The sequence below is a fragment of the Aristaeella hokkaidonensis genome, from assembly GCF_018128945.1.
Taxonomy (GTDB): Bacteria; Bacillota; Clostridia; order Christensenellales; family Aristaeellaceae; genus Aristaeella; species Aristaeella hokkaidonensis.
Genome location: NZ_CP068393.1, coordinates 1,622,723 through 1,636,802, shown reverse-complemented (window position 1 = coordinate 1,636,802; position 14,080 = coordinate 1,622,723). Strand labels below are relative to the sequence as shown.

11 protein-coding genes are annotated in these 14,080 nt (G+C 54.0%); 9 read left to right on the top strand and 2 right to left on the bottom strand.

Annotation, left to right across the window (positions count from 1 at the left end; genetic code table 11):
• Positions 1-23: 23 nt before the first annotated feature.
• Positions 24-911 (bottom strand): diacylglycerol/lipid kinase family protein, encoded by an 888-nt coding sequence (locus tag JYE49_RS07470; protein WP_179217421.1) that lies wholly within the window; start codon positions 909-911, stop codon positions 24-26.
• A 496-nt stretch (positions 912-1,407) separates the two neighbouring features.
• On the opposite strand from JYE49_RS07470, the gene JYE49_RS07465 reads away from it, so the two are divergent.
• The 9 genes from JYE49_RS07465 to JYE49_RS07425 all read left to right on the top strand — a co-directional run bounded on the left by JYE49_RS07465 (position 1,408) and on the right by JYE49_RS07425 (position 12,607).
• Positions 1,408-3,129: an ABC transporter ATP-binding protein gene (locus JYE49_RS07465; protein ID WP_304583319.1), complete on the top strand. Its 1,722-nt coding sequence runs from the start codon at positions 1,408-1,410 to the stop codon at positions 3,127-3,129.
• A 3-nt stretch (positions 3,130-3,132) separates the two neighbouring features.
• Positions 3,133-5,097: an ABC transporter ATP-binding protein gene (locus tag JYE49_RS07460; RefSeq protein ID WP_093958195.1), complete on the top strand. Its 1,965-nt coding sequence runs from the start codon at positions 3,133-3,135 to the stop codon at positions 5,095-5,097.
• A gap of 396 nt (positions 5,098-5,493) precedes the next feature.
• Complete coding sequence (locus tag JYE49_RS07455) at positions 5,494-6,078, top strand: xanthine phosphoribosyltransferase (protein WP_093958194.1); 585 nt, start codon at positions 5,494-5,496, stop codon at positions 6,076-6,078.
• Between the two features lie 56 nt (positions 6,079-6,134).
• Positions 6,135-7,340 carry a BMP family ABC transporter substrate-binding protein gene (locus tag JYE49_RS07450; RefSeq protein WP_093958193.1) on the top strand — a complete coding sequence of 402 codons (1,206 nt, stop codon included), beginning with the start codon at positions 6,135-6,137 and terminating at the stop codon, positions 7,338-7,340.
• Positions 7,341-7,481: 141 nt separating this feature from the next.
• Positions 7,482-9,161 carry an ABC transporter ATP-binding protein gene (locus JYE49_RS07445; protein WP_179217426.1) on the top strand — a complete coding sequence of 560 codons (1,680 nt, stop codon included), beginning with the start codon at positions 7,482-7,484 and terminating at the stop codon, positions 9,159-9,161.
• Positions 9,158-10,291: an ABC transporter permease gene (locus JYE49_RS07440; RefSeq protein ID WP_093958191.1), complete on the top strand. Its 1,134-nt coding sequence runs from the start codon at positions 9,158-9,160 to the stop codon at positions 10,289-10,291. The genes JYE49_RS07445 and JYE49_RS07440 overlap by 4 nt, the downstream gene beginning before the upstream one ends.
• A complete protein-coding gene (locus JYE49_RS07435; protein ID WP_093958190.1) occupies positions 10,288-11,241 on the top strand; it encodes an ABC transporter permease in 954 nt (317 codons plus the stop codon). Before JYE49_RS07440 ends, JYE49_RS07435 begins: the two co-directional genes overlap by 4 nt.
• A gap of 79 nt (positions 11,242-11,320) precedes the next feature.
• Positions 11,321-12,178 carry a DegV family protein gene (locus tag JYE49_RS07430; protein WP_093958189.1) on the top strand — a complete coding sequence of 286 codons (858 nt, stop codon included), beginning with the start codon at positions 11,321-11,323 and terminating at the stop codon, positions 12,176-12,178.
• Between the two features lie 3 nt (positions 12,179-12,181).
• The gene (locus JYE49_RS07425) at positions 12,182-12,607 is read left to right on the top strand and encodes a peptidoglycan-binding domain-containing protein (RefSeq protein WP_283399453.1); all 426 of its coding nucleotides are present in this window, start codon (positions 12,182-12,184) and stop codon (positions 12,605-12,607) included.
• Positions 12,608-12,681: 74 nt separating this feature from the next.
• Here the strand turns inward: JYE49_RS07425 and JYE49_RS07420 are convergent, their stop codons facing one another.
• Positions 12,682-14,040, bottom strand: coding sequence for an O-antigen ligase family protein (locus JYE49_RS07420; RefSeq protein ID WP_093958188.1), 1,359 nt, complete (start codon positions 14,038-14,040; stop codon positions 12,682-12,684).
• Positions 14,041-14,080: the final 40 nt, after the last annotated feature.

Genomic DNA, 14,080 nt, shown 5'->3' with positions numbered 1-14,080 from the left:
TTTTCGTTTGTTTTTGTCTGCTTTTATCTGCAGAGAAGTGTAACGGCATTGTGGACATTGCGGACCTCGACTGTGGATGTGCCTTCCGCTTCTTCACCGTCCAGGGTCCATTTAACATCGGACGTGCCGGAGAAGGTGAATACGGAGGCCCGCAGGAAAAGCAGGGAAGGATCATCGTAGTGACGGGTCCGGAGAGCTGTGATAATCCGGTTCAGGGCAAGCAGGTCCTGAGGGAAGGGAATGAGCAGCGCCTCAAAAAGACCGTCACTCATGTGGACCTCGGTGTCATCCAGCTTCAGGACACCGCCCAGGGAAGTGGAATTACACACGGCACCGAAGATGTAATCATCCTCATATTTCCGGCCGTCAGCATTGATCTTCATATGAATGGGATGAATGTCCGCCAGGGAGCGAATGCCTTCCAGGATATAGGCGGCATGGCCGATCACATTTTTCACGTTCTGGGGCGTGGACCAGGCAACACTTGTGAAGGCTCCGAAGGAAGCGGTGTAACTGAAGTACCGGTCAGAACCGAAAAGACCGATATCCAGGAGGCGGGGCTGGCCGAAAATAATGGAATCGCAGGCGGGAAGCGGCTCCAGGGGCAGATCGAGGCCGTTGGCAAAGTCGTTGGTGCTGCCGCAGGGAATGTATCCCAGCGGGGTTTTATGACTGCCCTGAAGCAGGCCGGTGATGACTTCATTCAGCGTGCCATCTCCGCCGCAGGCAACGACCAGGTCGGTCTCTCCGCCGTGAAGACGGGCAAAGTCTGTGGCATCGCCGCGCTTTTCCGTGACATAAACAGAACAAAGCCATTCCGCCCGGTTGAACAGGGAAATCATTTCAGGCAGAAAACGCCGTGCCTGCCGCATGCCGGCGTTGGGGTTGATGATGAGGAATACGGATTTCATGGAAGAATTCATAATTCAAAATTCATTGCGATCGCCGTTACCAAAGTACCTTTGGTACTTTGACGGCTGTAGCATGGCAGTTGTATTCCGCAATCTCAATGGTCGCAACTCCACACCGTGGAGCTTGCTTCCTTTCGATTGACCTCAGATCCGATGAGATTTCCGCCACCGGCGGTCATCGGCTCTTCGCCCCAAATCAAAGATTTGGACAACTGCTCAAATTCATAATAGTATACAGTTACAGGATGATTATATGATAAGAACGAGAGAAAGACAATAAAAATAGGTAGGAGGTAGGAAGTAGGAGGGAGGAGATGCCGCCTGATGGCGGAGTGTATAGTGAAGAGTGAAGAGTGTACAGTTGCCCTGCGGGCAGTGAAGAGTTGTTGTCAAGGCGCAAGAATCATTCTGCCTTGACAACAGGGCGGGATAAGACTAAATTGGTTTCGACATATATTTGTACGTACCGGAAGGAGATGTCCTTTTGAGACACTGGATGAAATATATCAAGCCTTACAAGGCCTGGTTTATTCTCGGCCCGCTGTGCATGATTGTGGAAGTCATCGGTGAAGTGCTGATGCCTATGCTTCTGGCACGCGTGATTAACGCTGGGAATATGGGAACGCTGACGGTCGGGTCCAGCATCGGGACGGCAGGACTGATGATCCTGATCGCTGTTTTCATGATGGCTGGCGGCATCGGCGGATGTTATTTCAGTTCCAAAGCCAGTATTGCTTTTGCCGGCGATATCCGCAACGATCTGTACAGCAAGATCCAGAGATTCTCTTTTGGCAATATTGACCGGTTTTCCACCGGTTCCCTTGTGACGCGGGTGACCAATGACGTGACGCAGATGCAGAACTTTGTGGCAATGCTGATGCGGATGGCGCTGCGGGCCCCGGGTATGATGATCGGCGGCCTGATCATGGCGATCCGCCTGCGGCCTGACCTGGCGACGATCTTCTGGGTCAGTATTCCAGCGCTGCTTCTGTTTGTAGGCGGAAACATCCTGACCGCTTTCCCGCGCTTCAAGGAAGTGCAGGCCAAAGTGGACGGCCTGAACTCCACCGTGCAGGAAAACATCACCAATGTGCGGGTGGTGAAATCCTTTGTACGGGAAGAAGATGAAATCAAGAAATTCGGCAAAGCCAACAGCGACCTGAAAAATGCGGCGATGCGCGCCATGCGGATTGTGATCCAGATGCAGCCGGTCACGACACTGATGATGTATATCACGGTGATCGGGGTAGCCTGGCAGGGCCACGCGCTGGTGCTGAACGGCGAGATGGCCGTTGGCGATCTGTCCGCGTTTGTCAACTATGTGATTCAGATCCTGTCCTCCCTGATCATGGTTACCTTCCTGTTCATGATGTCTTCCCGGGCCATGGCGAGTGCCAAGCGTATCCGTGAAGTGCTGGAAGAGGAACCGGACCTGAATGATGACGACGCAAAACAGAAGGACCTGACTGTGAAGGAAGGCAGCGTTGAATTCCGTCATGTATCCTTCCGGTACTACAAGCACAGCGAGGACAGCGTGCTGGAGGATATCAGCCTGACCATTGAACCCGGCACCATTGTGGGAATCATCGGTTCCACCGGCTGCGGAAAGAGCACGCTGGTTTCCATGATTCCGCGACTGTATGATCCGGATGAAGGCGAAATCCTGGTGGATGGAGTGAACGTCAGGGATTACAGCCTGTACAACCTGCGCGAAGGCGTGGGCATGGTACTGCAGAAGAACGTGCTGTTCTCCGGTACCGTGGCCGAAAACCTGCGCTGGGGTGACGAGAATGCCACAGATGAGGAAATGATCGCCGCGGCAAAATCCTCCCAGGCGGACAAGTTTGTCTCTTCCTTTACGGACGGATATGAAAGCAATCTGGACAAGGGCGGAAACAACCTGTCCGGCGGCCAGAAGCAGCGGCTCTGTATTGCACGGGCCCTGCTGAAGAAACCGAAGATCCTGATCCTGGATGACTCCACATCTGCTGTGGATACGGCGACGGAAGCGCAGATCCGGAATGCTTTCTCCAATGAACTGGCGGGAAGCACAAAGATCATTATCGCCCAGCGGATTGCTTCCGTGATGGACGCGGATCAGATTATTGTGATGAACGAAGGCCGGATTACCGGCGTGGGCACCCATGACGAACTGCTGGCCTCCAATACCGAATATCGTGAGATTGCAGAGTCCCAGCTCGGAAAGAAGGGGGCGTAAGGCATGGCAAGGTCACTTGAAAGACTGAGAAAGCAATACGCCGCCAAACCCGGGGATATGCGGAAAATGGGAGGCGGACCCCGCGGAGGCCCGCCCGGCCGCGGCATGACAGGCAAGCCCAAGAATGCCGGTCAGACGATCCGCCGGCTGATGGGTTATGTGGGACAGTACTGGTACAAGCTGGTGCTGGTGCTGTTGTGCATGCTGGTGACCACGGTAACGAGCCTGTGCGGCGGTTACCTGATGGCGCCGATCGTCGACCACCTGGCACTGGCGGTGAATCCGGATACAGTGATTACCATGAGCCCAATTGAGAAAATCGCGGATGGAATCCTGACAAAGATTACCGCAGGCGAAATGGTGCAGAACTGGATCGCTTCCGGTACGATCCAGGCAGTGTCCGCCTATGTGGCGGTTGCGCTGATTGTACTGGCTATCATCTACCTGGTGGGCGTGTGCACCACCTATCTGCAGGCGCGGCTGATGATGTCTGTTTCCCTGAAGGTGATCGAGACAATCCGGAACGACCTGTTCAGGAAAATGCAGAGCCTGCCGGTGCGCTACTATGATGGACATCCGACCGGCGAACTGATGAGCCGCTACACCAACGATATTGACAACATCGATACGATGATCAATAACTCCCTGGTGGGACTGGTGTCCGGCCTGATCACCCTGATCGGTACGTTTATCTTCATGATTACCACGAGCTGGATCCTGACGCTGATCACGATCCTGTTCATTCCGGTGTTCCTGTTCGGCGGAATGATCATCGCGAAGAGGAGCGCTAAGTACTATGCCTGGCAGCAGGCGGCGCTGGGCGCGGTGAACGGCTATATCGAAGAGACCGTGACCGGGGCAAAGGTTATCAAGGTTTTCAACCACGAGAGCGAGTGCGAGGAAGAATTCGGCCTGCTGAACGGTGACCTGAAGGACAAACAGTTCGGCGCCCAGTTCTGGGGCGGCATCATGTGGCCGGTGATGGGCAATGTGGGCCAGGTGACCTACGCGGTGACCATCGGTGTGGGCGGCATCCTGATGTGCACAGGCGGATTCACTCCCGGCGCACTGACAGTCTTTGCCGGATACAGCCGGCAGTTCTCCATGCCGATTAACCAGATGTCCCAGCAGGCGACCACCATCCTGGCGGCACTGGCCGGAGCGGAACGCGTTTTCGCGGTGATGGATGCGGAACCGGAAGTTCCGGACAGGGAAGGCGTCGAAGAGACTGAAATCCGCGGCGACGTGGTGGTTGAGCATGTGACCTTCGGCTATGTGCCGGATAAGATCGTGCTGAAAGACATCTCACTGTATGCCCATCCCGGTCAGAAGATTGCTTTTGTCGGTTCCACCGGCGCGGGCAAGACCACGGTGACGAATCTGCTGAACCGTTTCTATGATATCGAAGAGGGAATCATCACCATTGACGGGAAGGATATCAAGGATTATCCGAGGGAATGGCTGCGGAAGAACATTGCCATGGTACTGCAGGATACCCACCTGTTCACCGGTACGGTAAGAGAAAATATCCGCTACGGCCGGCTGGACGCCACGGATGAGGAAGTGGAGGAAGCGGCTAAGCTGGCCAGTGCCCACAGCTTCATCATGCGGCTGGAAAACGGCTATGACACGATGCTGGAAGGCGACGGCGCCAACCTGAGCCAGGGCCAGCGCCAGCTGCTGAATATTGCCCGGGCAGCTGTGAGCAAGGCACCGATCCTGGTGCTGGACGAAGCAACCAGCAGTGTTGACACCCGTACGGAGCGCCATATTGAACATGGTATGGACCGGCTGATGAAGAACCGGACAACCTTTGTGATTGCCCACCGGCTGAGTACAGTCCGGAACGCGAATGCCATCATGGTACTGGAGAAAGGCGAAATCATCGAACGCGGAACGCATGACGATCTGCTGGAGATGAAGGGAAGGTACTATGAGCTGTACACGGGGAAGAAGGAACTTGATTGATCCTGGGGATCAATCAAGTAATGAATAATTTGCGATCGCCGTATTCCATTTCTTCGTCGCCTACAGCTCGCAGAAATGGACGGCTGTAGCATGGCAGTTGTTACCCAAATCAAGATTTGGACAACTGCTCAATAACTTAAAACTTAAAAATGGCGGACAACACAGCTTCCGGGAACCGGAAGCTGTGTTTTTGAATTGATAATATGTGGAGGTGCAGAGTGAACGAAAAAGGAGATGAATGTATACAAAGTTGCTGAAATGAGGCTGGATAAGGGTTCCTTCGGATTTTGGACAGATTGTAACACTTTTGGCATATAATCTTCATTGAATTATGCGGTTAAATGGCGTATAATTTTGCCTATCCCAAGAGGGAATGTTCGTGTTTTTGGAGGCACCATGGAAGCACTGCGCCGGATGATCCTGGAAAAAGGCAAGGGAATCGGGAACGATATCGTCAAAGTGGATATGTTCCTGAATCATCGGATCGATACGGCCCTGCTGTTCCAGATGGGCGAAGCATGGGCGGACGAATTCAGGAATGAAAAACCGGAAATTGTGCTGACTGTGGAAGCAAGCGGCATTGCCATGGCTGTGGCTGCGGCCCACGCACTGGGCGACATCCCGGTGGTGTTTGCCAAGAAGAGCGCGACCGCGGTGCAGAATGACGAGACGGTTCAGGCACCTGTTTATTCTTTCACCCATAAGAAACAGAACATTATCCGCATTGAAAAACAATATCTGCCGGAAGGTACAAGAGTACTGATCATCGACGATTTCCTGGCGGACGGGCAGGCGGTACACGGCCTGATGAGCCTGTGCGAACAGCAGAAAGCTACAGTCGTCGGCGTGGGTATCGCTGTTGAAAAGGGTTTCCAGCCCGGCGGCAAAGCCCTGAGGGAGTCCGGCATTCATCTTAAGTCTTTGGCAGTTGTGGAAGGCATTGAGAACGGAAACATCGTTCTCCGGCCGGAGGACGACTGATCCAATAGAAAAAAACAAAACTCCGTAATCCAAAGAGTAAGAGGAGGAAAAACAACATGAAAAAGGTTCTTGCCCTGGTTCTGGCTCTGGCCCTGTGCCTGACCGCTTTTGCAGCTTTTGCTGACGGCGTTGCCAAGGAAGACATCAAACTGGGTGTCATCCTGCTGCACGACGAAGACTCCACCTATGACCTGAACTTCATCAACGGCGTGAAGGATGCCGCCGCTGCTCTGGGACTGTCTGATGACCAGGTGATCATCAAGCGCAACATTCCCGAATCCAATGACTGCTATGAAGCCGCTCTGGACCTGGCCGATGAAGGCTGCCAGATCGTTTTCGCCGACAGCTTCGGTCATGAGACCTTCATGCTGCAGGCTGCCAAGGATAAGCCCGAAGTGGACTTCTGCCACGCCACCGGCACCATGGCTCACACCGAGAAGCTGGCTAACTTCCACAATGCTTTCGCCGCAATCTATGAAGGCCGCTATCTGGCTGGCGTTGCCGCCGGTCTGAAGCTGAACGAGATCAAGGAAGCCGGCAAGCTGAAGGGCGAAGTTCCCATGATGGGTTACGTCGGTGCCTTCACCTATGCTGAAGTGGTTTCCGGCTACACCAGCTTCTACCTGGGCGCCAAGAGCGTTTGCCCCGATGTTATCATGAAGGTTCAGTTCACCGGTTCCTGGTACGATGAGAAGGAAGAAAAGGCTGCTGCCGAAGCCCTGATCGCTGCCGGCGCTGACCTGATCTCCCAGCACGCTGACTCCATGGGTGCTCCCACTGCCTGCGAGAACGCCGGTATCCCGGATGTTTCCTACAATGGCTCCACCGTGGAAAGCTGCCCCAACACCTTCATCGTGGCCAGCCGTATTGACTGGGCTCCCTACTTCCAGTACATCATCGGACAGAAGGTTGCCGGTGAAGCCATCGACACCGACTGGACCGGCACCATTGCTACCGGTTCTGTGAAGCTGACCGACGTGAACGAGCAGGCTGCTGCTGCCGGCACCGTTGAGAAGCTGGCTGAAGTGAAGGCTCAGTTCGAAGCCGGCACCCTGAAGGTGTTCGACACCGCTACCGAAGGCTTCATCACCAAGGACAAGGCTCCCCTGACCTCCTACCTGGCTGATGTTGATACCGATCCTGCCTACACTCCCGATACCGAAGTGGTTGCTGACGGCTACTTCCATGAATCCGAATTCCGCAGCGCTCCCTACTTCGATGTGAACATCGACGGTATCGAGCTGCTGAACACCGCTTTCTGATGAAGAGAGCCCTGTGAAGTAAATATACGGACTGCCACTCATTTCCAGTGGCAGTCCGTATCCTTTTATGATAAGATAAAACGAGTACTATAGGACGCATTTTTCGGAGGACAGATCGTGGAGAAGCAGCTTGCGCTTCAAATGCGCGGAATTACCAAAAGGTTCGGCCCGGTGGTGGCGAACAACCATGTGGACCTGGACGTTTACAGGGGAGAAATCCTGGCTGTTCTGGGAGAGAATGGCTGCGGCAAGACTACCCTGATGAATATGATTGCCGGTATCTATTTCCCGGATGAAGGCCAGATCCTGATCGACGGGAAAGAAGTCGTGATCCGCTCTCCAAAGGATGCGTTTGAGCATAAGATTGGTATGATTCACCAGCATTTCAAACTGGTGGATCTGTTTACGGCTGCCGAGAATGTGGTGCTCGGTACAGAGTCGAAGGAAAAGTATAATCTGAAGGCCGTTAATGCCCAGGTGACCCAGATTGCGGAACGCTACGGCTTCCGGCTGGATCCGGCCAAGAAGATCTATGACATGTCTGTTTCCGAGAAGCAGACAGTGGAAATCATCAAGGTGCTGTACCGCGGCGCGGATATCCTGATCCTGGATGAGCCGACCGCCGTACTGACGCCCCAGGAAATCACCCGGCTGTTTGACGTGCTGCGCCGGATGAAGGAAGACGGCAAGAGCATCATTATCATTACCCACAAACTGAATGAAGTAATGGAAGTCAGCGACAGAGTGGCCATCCTGCGCCGGGGTGAGCATGTTGCCACCGTCAATACGGCGGAGACCTCTGAAGCAGAACTGACAGAGATGATGGTCGGTAAGAAGATCGACCTGAATATTCACCGTTCCACGCCGATAAATGCGATTCCGCGCCTGGTGGTGGAGGACCTGAACCTGTACAACGCAGAAGGCATCCATGTGCTGAAGGATATTTCCTTCACCGCCAATGGCGGGGAAATCCTGGGCATTGCCGGCATCGCCGGCAGCGGGCAGAAGGAACTGCTGGAATCCATTTCCGGCCTGCAGCCAGTTGAAAGCGGAAAGATCACTTTCTATAACCCGAAAAAAGACCGGCCGGTCAGTTTCTTCCACAAGAGCATGAAACAGGTCAGGGCGCTGGCCGAAAAAGGCGCGTTCCATGACCGGAACCTGAATGACGTAACCTTCCATGGCATGAGCAACAAGGCCGTCCGGAAGTGGGTACAAAACGGGGACGTGCTGTTCCGTGAGGATGAAGTCATGAACCTGCGGGACAAGACGCCGCTGGAGATCCGTCAGCTGGGCGTTCACCTGAGCTTTGTGCCGGAAGACCGGCTGGGCATGGGCCTGGTCGGCAGCATGGATATTACAGATAACATGATGCTGCGCAGTTACCGGAAGGGCAAGCTGGGCTTCCTGAACCGGAAAAAGCCGAAGGCGCAGGCTGAAGAGATTATCCGGGAGCTGGAAGTTTCCACACCCGGCGTTTCCACACCGGTGCGCCGTTTGTCCGGCGGTAATGTCCAGAAGGTACTGGTAGGCCGGGAAATTGCCTACACTCCCAAAGTGTTGATGGCTGCCTATCCCGTGCGCGGACTGGATATCAACTCCAGCTATACGATTTACAACCTGCTGAACCGGCAGAAGGAAAACGGAGTAGCTGTGATCTACGTCGGTGAGGACCTGGACGTGCTGCTGGAGCTGTGTGACCGGATTATGGTCATCAACGGCGGCGCAATTACAGGTATTGTCGATGCCAGAACAACCACGAAAGAAGAAATCGGTCTGCTGATGACCAAAACGGATGAGCGGAAGGAGGAGGACGCGTGAGCACAGTCAAGAAAAATGAAGTCCGTGAACCGCTGATCCACCTCAGTAAACGGACTTCCGTCAATCCGGTGAGGGCGTGGGCGATCCGCATCGCGGCTATCGCGCTGGGTCTGATTGTCTGCGGACTGGTGGCTTTCCTGCTGATTGAAAAGCTGAATGCACACCCGGAGAAGATCGGCGATTTCTATGCCGCATTTATCAAAGGATCTTTTTCAACCAGCCGTAAACTATGGAAATTCCTGAAAAATATCGCAATTCTGCTTTGTGTTTCCCTGGCGCTGACTCCGGCTTTCCGGATGCGCTTCTGGAACATCGGCGGAGAAGGACAGACGCTGGTCGGCGTACTGGGCGCGATCGCGGTGGACTTCTACCTGGGCGGTAAGATCCCGGAGTGGCTGCTGCTGATCCTGATGTTTATTGCGGCACTGCTGACCGGTGCGGTATGGGGTGTGATTCCGGCACTGTTCAGGGCGAAGTGGGGAACGAATGAGACCCTGTTTACCCTGATGATGAACTATGTGGCAACCTTCCTGGTGAGCTATTTCCTGGTGGTCTGGGTGCCGAGCGGATCTTCTTCCCTGGGCAAGCTGAAATACGGCAAGCTGCCTTCCATCGGCAATGATTACCTGCTGATTATCCTGGTTGTGGTGGCGCTGGCCGTCGCACTGTATATCTACCTGAACTATACCAAGCACGGATATGAGATTAACGTAGTGGGTGAAAGCGTACGGACAGCCCAATACGTCGGCATCAACGAAAAGAAGGTTATTATCCGGACCATGATCCTTTCCGGTGCACTGTGCGGACTGGCCGGATACCTGATTGCTGCCGGCCTGGACCAGACGGTGACAACGGAGTCCGCCGGAGGACAGGGATTCACCGGCATTATGGTTGCCTGGCTCGGCAAATTCAATCCGCTGGCGATGATCCTGACTGCCGGACTGATTCAGCTGCTGAATCAGGGTGCTGCCCAGATCAGCCAGGATTTCGACGTGTCCGGTGCTTTCCCGAACGTCATTGTCGGCATTATCCTGTTCTTTATTATCGGCAGTGAATTCTTTATCAACTATGAGATCCATTTCCGCGGACATCACAGCCACGCGGAAGCCGGAAAGGAGGCCGTCAAATGAATATCTGGCTGAACTTTCTGATTGACTCGCTGGCTTTCGGCGCGACATTTATGTACGGCTCCACGGGCGAAATCCTGACGGAGAAAGCCGGACACCTGAACCTGGGTATTCCCGGTATCATGTGCATGGGCGGCGCTGGCGGATGCCTGATCCTGAACATGATCGGCAAGAGCGGCCTTCCGCCGTTCCTGATTGTGCTCCTGGGGATCCTGGGCTCCGTGCTCCTGTCCATGCTCTGCGGCCTGATCTATTCTTTCCTGACGGTAACGCTCCGGGCAAACCAGAATGTGACCGGTCTGGCTCTGACCACCTTTGGCGTAGGCCTGATGAAGGTGATCATGAGCAAACTGGACGCGACTGTATACCTGATCGGACCGAAAATGATGTATCGCTGGCCTTTCGCAGGCAGGCAGGATAGTCTGCAGTGCCTTGGCGTACTCTTTTTCCTGGCGATTATTATCGTACTGCTGAGCAGCTGGGTGCTGTTCCGTACCCGGGTCGGGCTGCAGCTGCGTGCTGTGGGTGAAAACCCGGCGACTGCGGACGCGGTGGGCATTAACGTGACCCGATATAAATACATGGCCACCTGCATCGGAAGCGGTATTGCCGGCCTGGGAGGATTCTACTACATTATCGACTATATGGTGTCCCAGGAAGCATATCTGAGCCTGGAAGCCTTTGGATGGCTGAGCATCGCGCTGGTTATCTTTGCGCTGTGGCGGCCGCATCTGACGATTATCGGATCCTTTGTGTTCGGGTTCCTGTTCTCTTGCTCCAGCTATATCACCAATATCAGCTGGATTCAGGTGACCATGGCCACCAAACCGCTGTTGAAGATGCTGCCGTATGTGGTAACCATTATTGTGCTGGTGATTTCCAGCATCCGGAACAAGCGGGAGAATCAACCGCCGGCTTCTCTTGGATTGAGTTATTTCCGCGAGGAAAGGTAAATATAATTCAGAATTCAGAATTAATACTTTTGCTGAACAATAGAAAGCTGGTAGTAATAGCAGAAAGGTATCATATTTTATGAAGATCAGAATGACCGCAGACAGCACATGCGACCTGACGCCGGACTGGATCCGGAAGTATCAGATCGGTGTTGCACCGCTGAGCGTAATCATTGACGGACAAGTATTCCATGACGGAGTGGACGTGACACCCCGGGATATCTTCCGTGCGACTGAAGCCGGTAAGTCTGTCCGTACGGCCGCAGTGAATACGTACGAGTACAAGGAATTCTTCAAAGAACAGCTGAAAAACTGCGATCAGCTGGTGCATATCTGCCTGAGCAGTGAGTTTTCCACGAGCTATGGCGACGCTGTGGAAGCCAGCAAGGAAGTCGGCAATGTGTTTGTGGTGGACAGCCGCAATCTTTCCACGGGCAGTGGACTGCTGGTGCTGGAGGGCATTAAAATGATCCAGGAGGGTGCGGACGACGGAGCAGCCATTGCTGAAGCGCTTCGCGCCAAGACTGGCCTGGTCTGCTCCAGCTTCGTGGTCAGGACAATCGACTACCTGCGGCGCGGAGGCCGCTGCAGCGGACTGGAGGCGCTGGGCGCAAAGATGCTGCATATCCGTCCTTCCATTGTGGTTGCGGATGGCAAAATGCATCCCGGCCAGAAGTATCGCGGACGGTATGAACATTACCTGAAGCATTACATTCGGGACGTACTGGAGAATGATCAGAATATCGACTTCAGCCGGGTCGTGGTGGTTCATTCTCCCAGCGAGGAAGGCCTGGTACGGTTTGCCATTGATACGGTGAAGAGCTACGGTCTGTTCCGGGAAGTGCTGGAGGCCATGGCAGGCTGCACGATTTGCACCCACTGCGGACCGGACACCCTTGGACTGATGTTCATGCGGAAAGAAGAAAAGGACAGCTGATTGATGAACAAGAATCCGAAGATGATTGCCGGAATTGCCGGGCTGGCAGTGATGCTGATCCTGGCTGTTGTCCTGGCAACTTATATGATTCCGACCATTGGCGAGGTCCGGCGGGAAATGAGCCTGACACCGACACCACTGCCGCCTGTGCCTGGTTCGGTACGTGCTGCGGGCTATGTGGAGCAGGACACTCCGGAACCGGCACTGGGGACAGGATCCAGGGGAGACAAGGTAACCAGGCTGCAGGAACGGCTGAAGGCCCTGGGATACTATGACGGCGAGATCGACGGCCAGTTCGGCCAGGGGACACAGGAGGCTGTCATTGCGTTCCAGATGAAGAACGGGCTTGATGCTGACGGCTATGCAGGGGAAAAGACGCAAGCCTTACTGTACAGCGATGAAGCAGTCAGAAATGACAATGAAGAATGAAAATTTAAAGGAAACCCGCTCCGGAGAAATCCGGAGCGGGTTTTAGTGTAGAGTGAAGAGTGAAAAGTGAAGAGTTATGTTTTGGATTCTTTTGGTTCTGCGAATGAGAGAGCCAAAAGAATCCAAAACATAGGAGCAACAAGGCAAACAGGATAGGAAAAGATGCCCTGGATTGCATAGCACAAAACGGACGCGGAACAGGGGGTAAGAAGCGGAAGGCATCTGTCGTGCCTGCGGAATATGGACAGGAGCAGGAGCAGGACGAACAGGATCAGGGCAGGCAGCCCGTGATTGACCAGCTGGTTCAGATACTCACTATGAGGAGCATCAAAGACATTCGGCAGGGGATGCCCATCCTGTTCGGCGGGAATGATCAGATTGTTTTCTTGTATGAAGTGATTGAAGCGGGAAGCGAACGTGCCCGAACCGCCGCCGGTGAGAAGACTTTCCCCTGAAAGGAGCAGGCTGTAGTACCAGACAGCAATCCGGTCGCTGCCGAAGGAAAGACGTATCCGTCCGTGAAGGATTTCATGAAGTTCCCAGATGCCGCCGCCATACAATGGCCAGAACCAGACGACGAGCAGGACGGCGATAATCAGCAGGATGAATGCCAGCAGGCGATACTTTTTCGGTATAAAGCACAGCAAGGTAACCAGGAACAGGACAGCCAGGGAAATGACACCGAACTGGACGTCCATGGTGATGATCAGATAGAGGGAGAGGAGAAAAGCAATCGAAACAGGTAGGAGGTAGGAGGTAGGAGGTAGGATGTAGGAAGTTTGACGGGAGTTGTTGGATGCGTGGAATTTGGGAAGATTTGACAGCAGGGCATAGAGAAAGAGACCGGCGAGGAGCAGGAGATAGCCGGTGCCCATATCGATGTTGCCGATGGTGCCCTGAAACTCCGGATTCTTCGCATAGCTTCTTCCGGGCGGGTATAGCCCCAAAGGATTTTCGCCGCTTCGCTGCAGCATAACAATGACAAAGAAAACAGCAACACCGGCTGCTGCGGAAAGCAGGACGGGTTTCAGGTGAACACGGGAAAAGAAAAAGCAAATAAAGAGGGAAAAATAGCACAGCTGTGAGGCCAGACCCTCAAAATGTACGGGCTTTCCCCGCCACCAGACATCCGGATCATAGGAGCCGGTACAGAGCAGGCAGGTGATCAAGATCCAAAGGATGTGTAAAGAAGCGATGATGGCAGGGAAGACGTCACGAAACGACAGCTTCCGGCCGGGTTCTTTATTCAGGATACGGTCCCGGACCAGGTCAAAGAGAAAACAAGGCAGGGTTATGCCAGTCAGGATCAGCATGATGATCCATTTGTTGTATGTGATATGGGCATAGGATCCGCCCAGCAGCGGAAACAGCCCAAGCCAGAGACAGGCGGAAAGGGTCATTCCATATCCGTATTTTGACTGTGCGGATCGCATACGGGACCATCCTTTCCGTTGTTTTTCCAGCTATGATATG

Bases quoted from the DNA above. Each gene is read 5' to 3' on its own strand.
- JYE49_RS07425 (WP_283399453.1), top strand. From the start codon at position 12,182: ATGAACAAGAATCCGAAGATGATTGCCGGAATTGCCGGGCTGGCAGTG.
- JYE49_RS07470 (WP_179217421.1), bottom strand. From the start codon at position 911: ATGAAATCCGTATTCCTCATCATCAACCCCAACGCCGGCATGCGGCAG.
- JYE49_RS07460 (WP_093958195.1), top strand. From the start codon at position 3,133: ATGGCAAGGTCACTTGAAAGACTGAGAAAGCAATACGCCGCCAAACCC.
- JYE49_RS07420 (WP_093958188.1), bottom strand. From the start codon at position 14,040: ATGCGATCCGCACAGTCAAAATACGGATATGGAATGACCCTTTCCGCC.
- JYE49_RS07430 (WP_093958189.1), top strand. From the start codon at position 11,321: ATGAAGATCAGAATGACCGCAGACAGCACATGCGACCTGACGCCGGAC.
- JYE49_RS07445 (WP_179217426.1), top strand. From the start codon at position 7,482: ATGCGCGGAATTACCAAAAGGTTCGGCCCGGTGGTGGCGAACAACCAT.
- JYE49_RS07455 (WP_093958194.1), top strand. From the start codon at position 5,494: ATGGAAGCACTGCGCCGGATGATCCTGGAAAAAGGCAAGGGAATCGGG.
- JYE49_RS07465 (WP_304583319.1), top strand. From the start codon at position 1,408: ATGAAATATATCAAGCCTTACAAGGCCTGGTTTATTCTCGGCCCGCTG.
- JYE49_RS07435 (WP_093958190.1), top strand. From the start codon at position 10,288: ATGAATATCTGGCTGAACTTTCTGATTGACTCGCTGGCTTTCGGCGCG.
- JYE49_RS07450 (WP_093958193.1), top strand. From the start codon at position 6,135: ATGAAAAAGGTTCTTGCCCTGGTTCTGGCTCTGGCCCTGTGCCTGACC.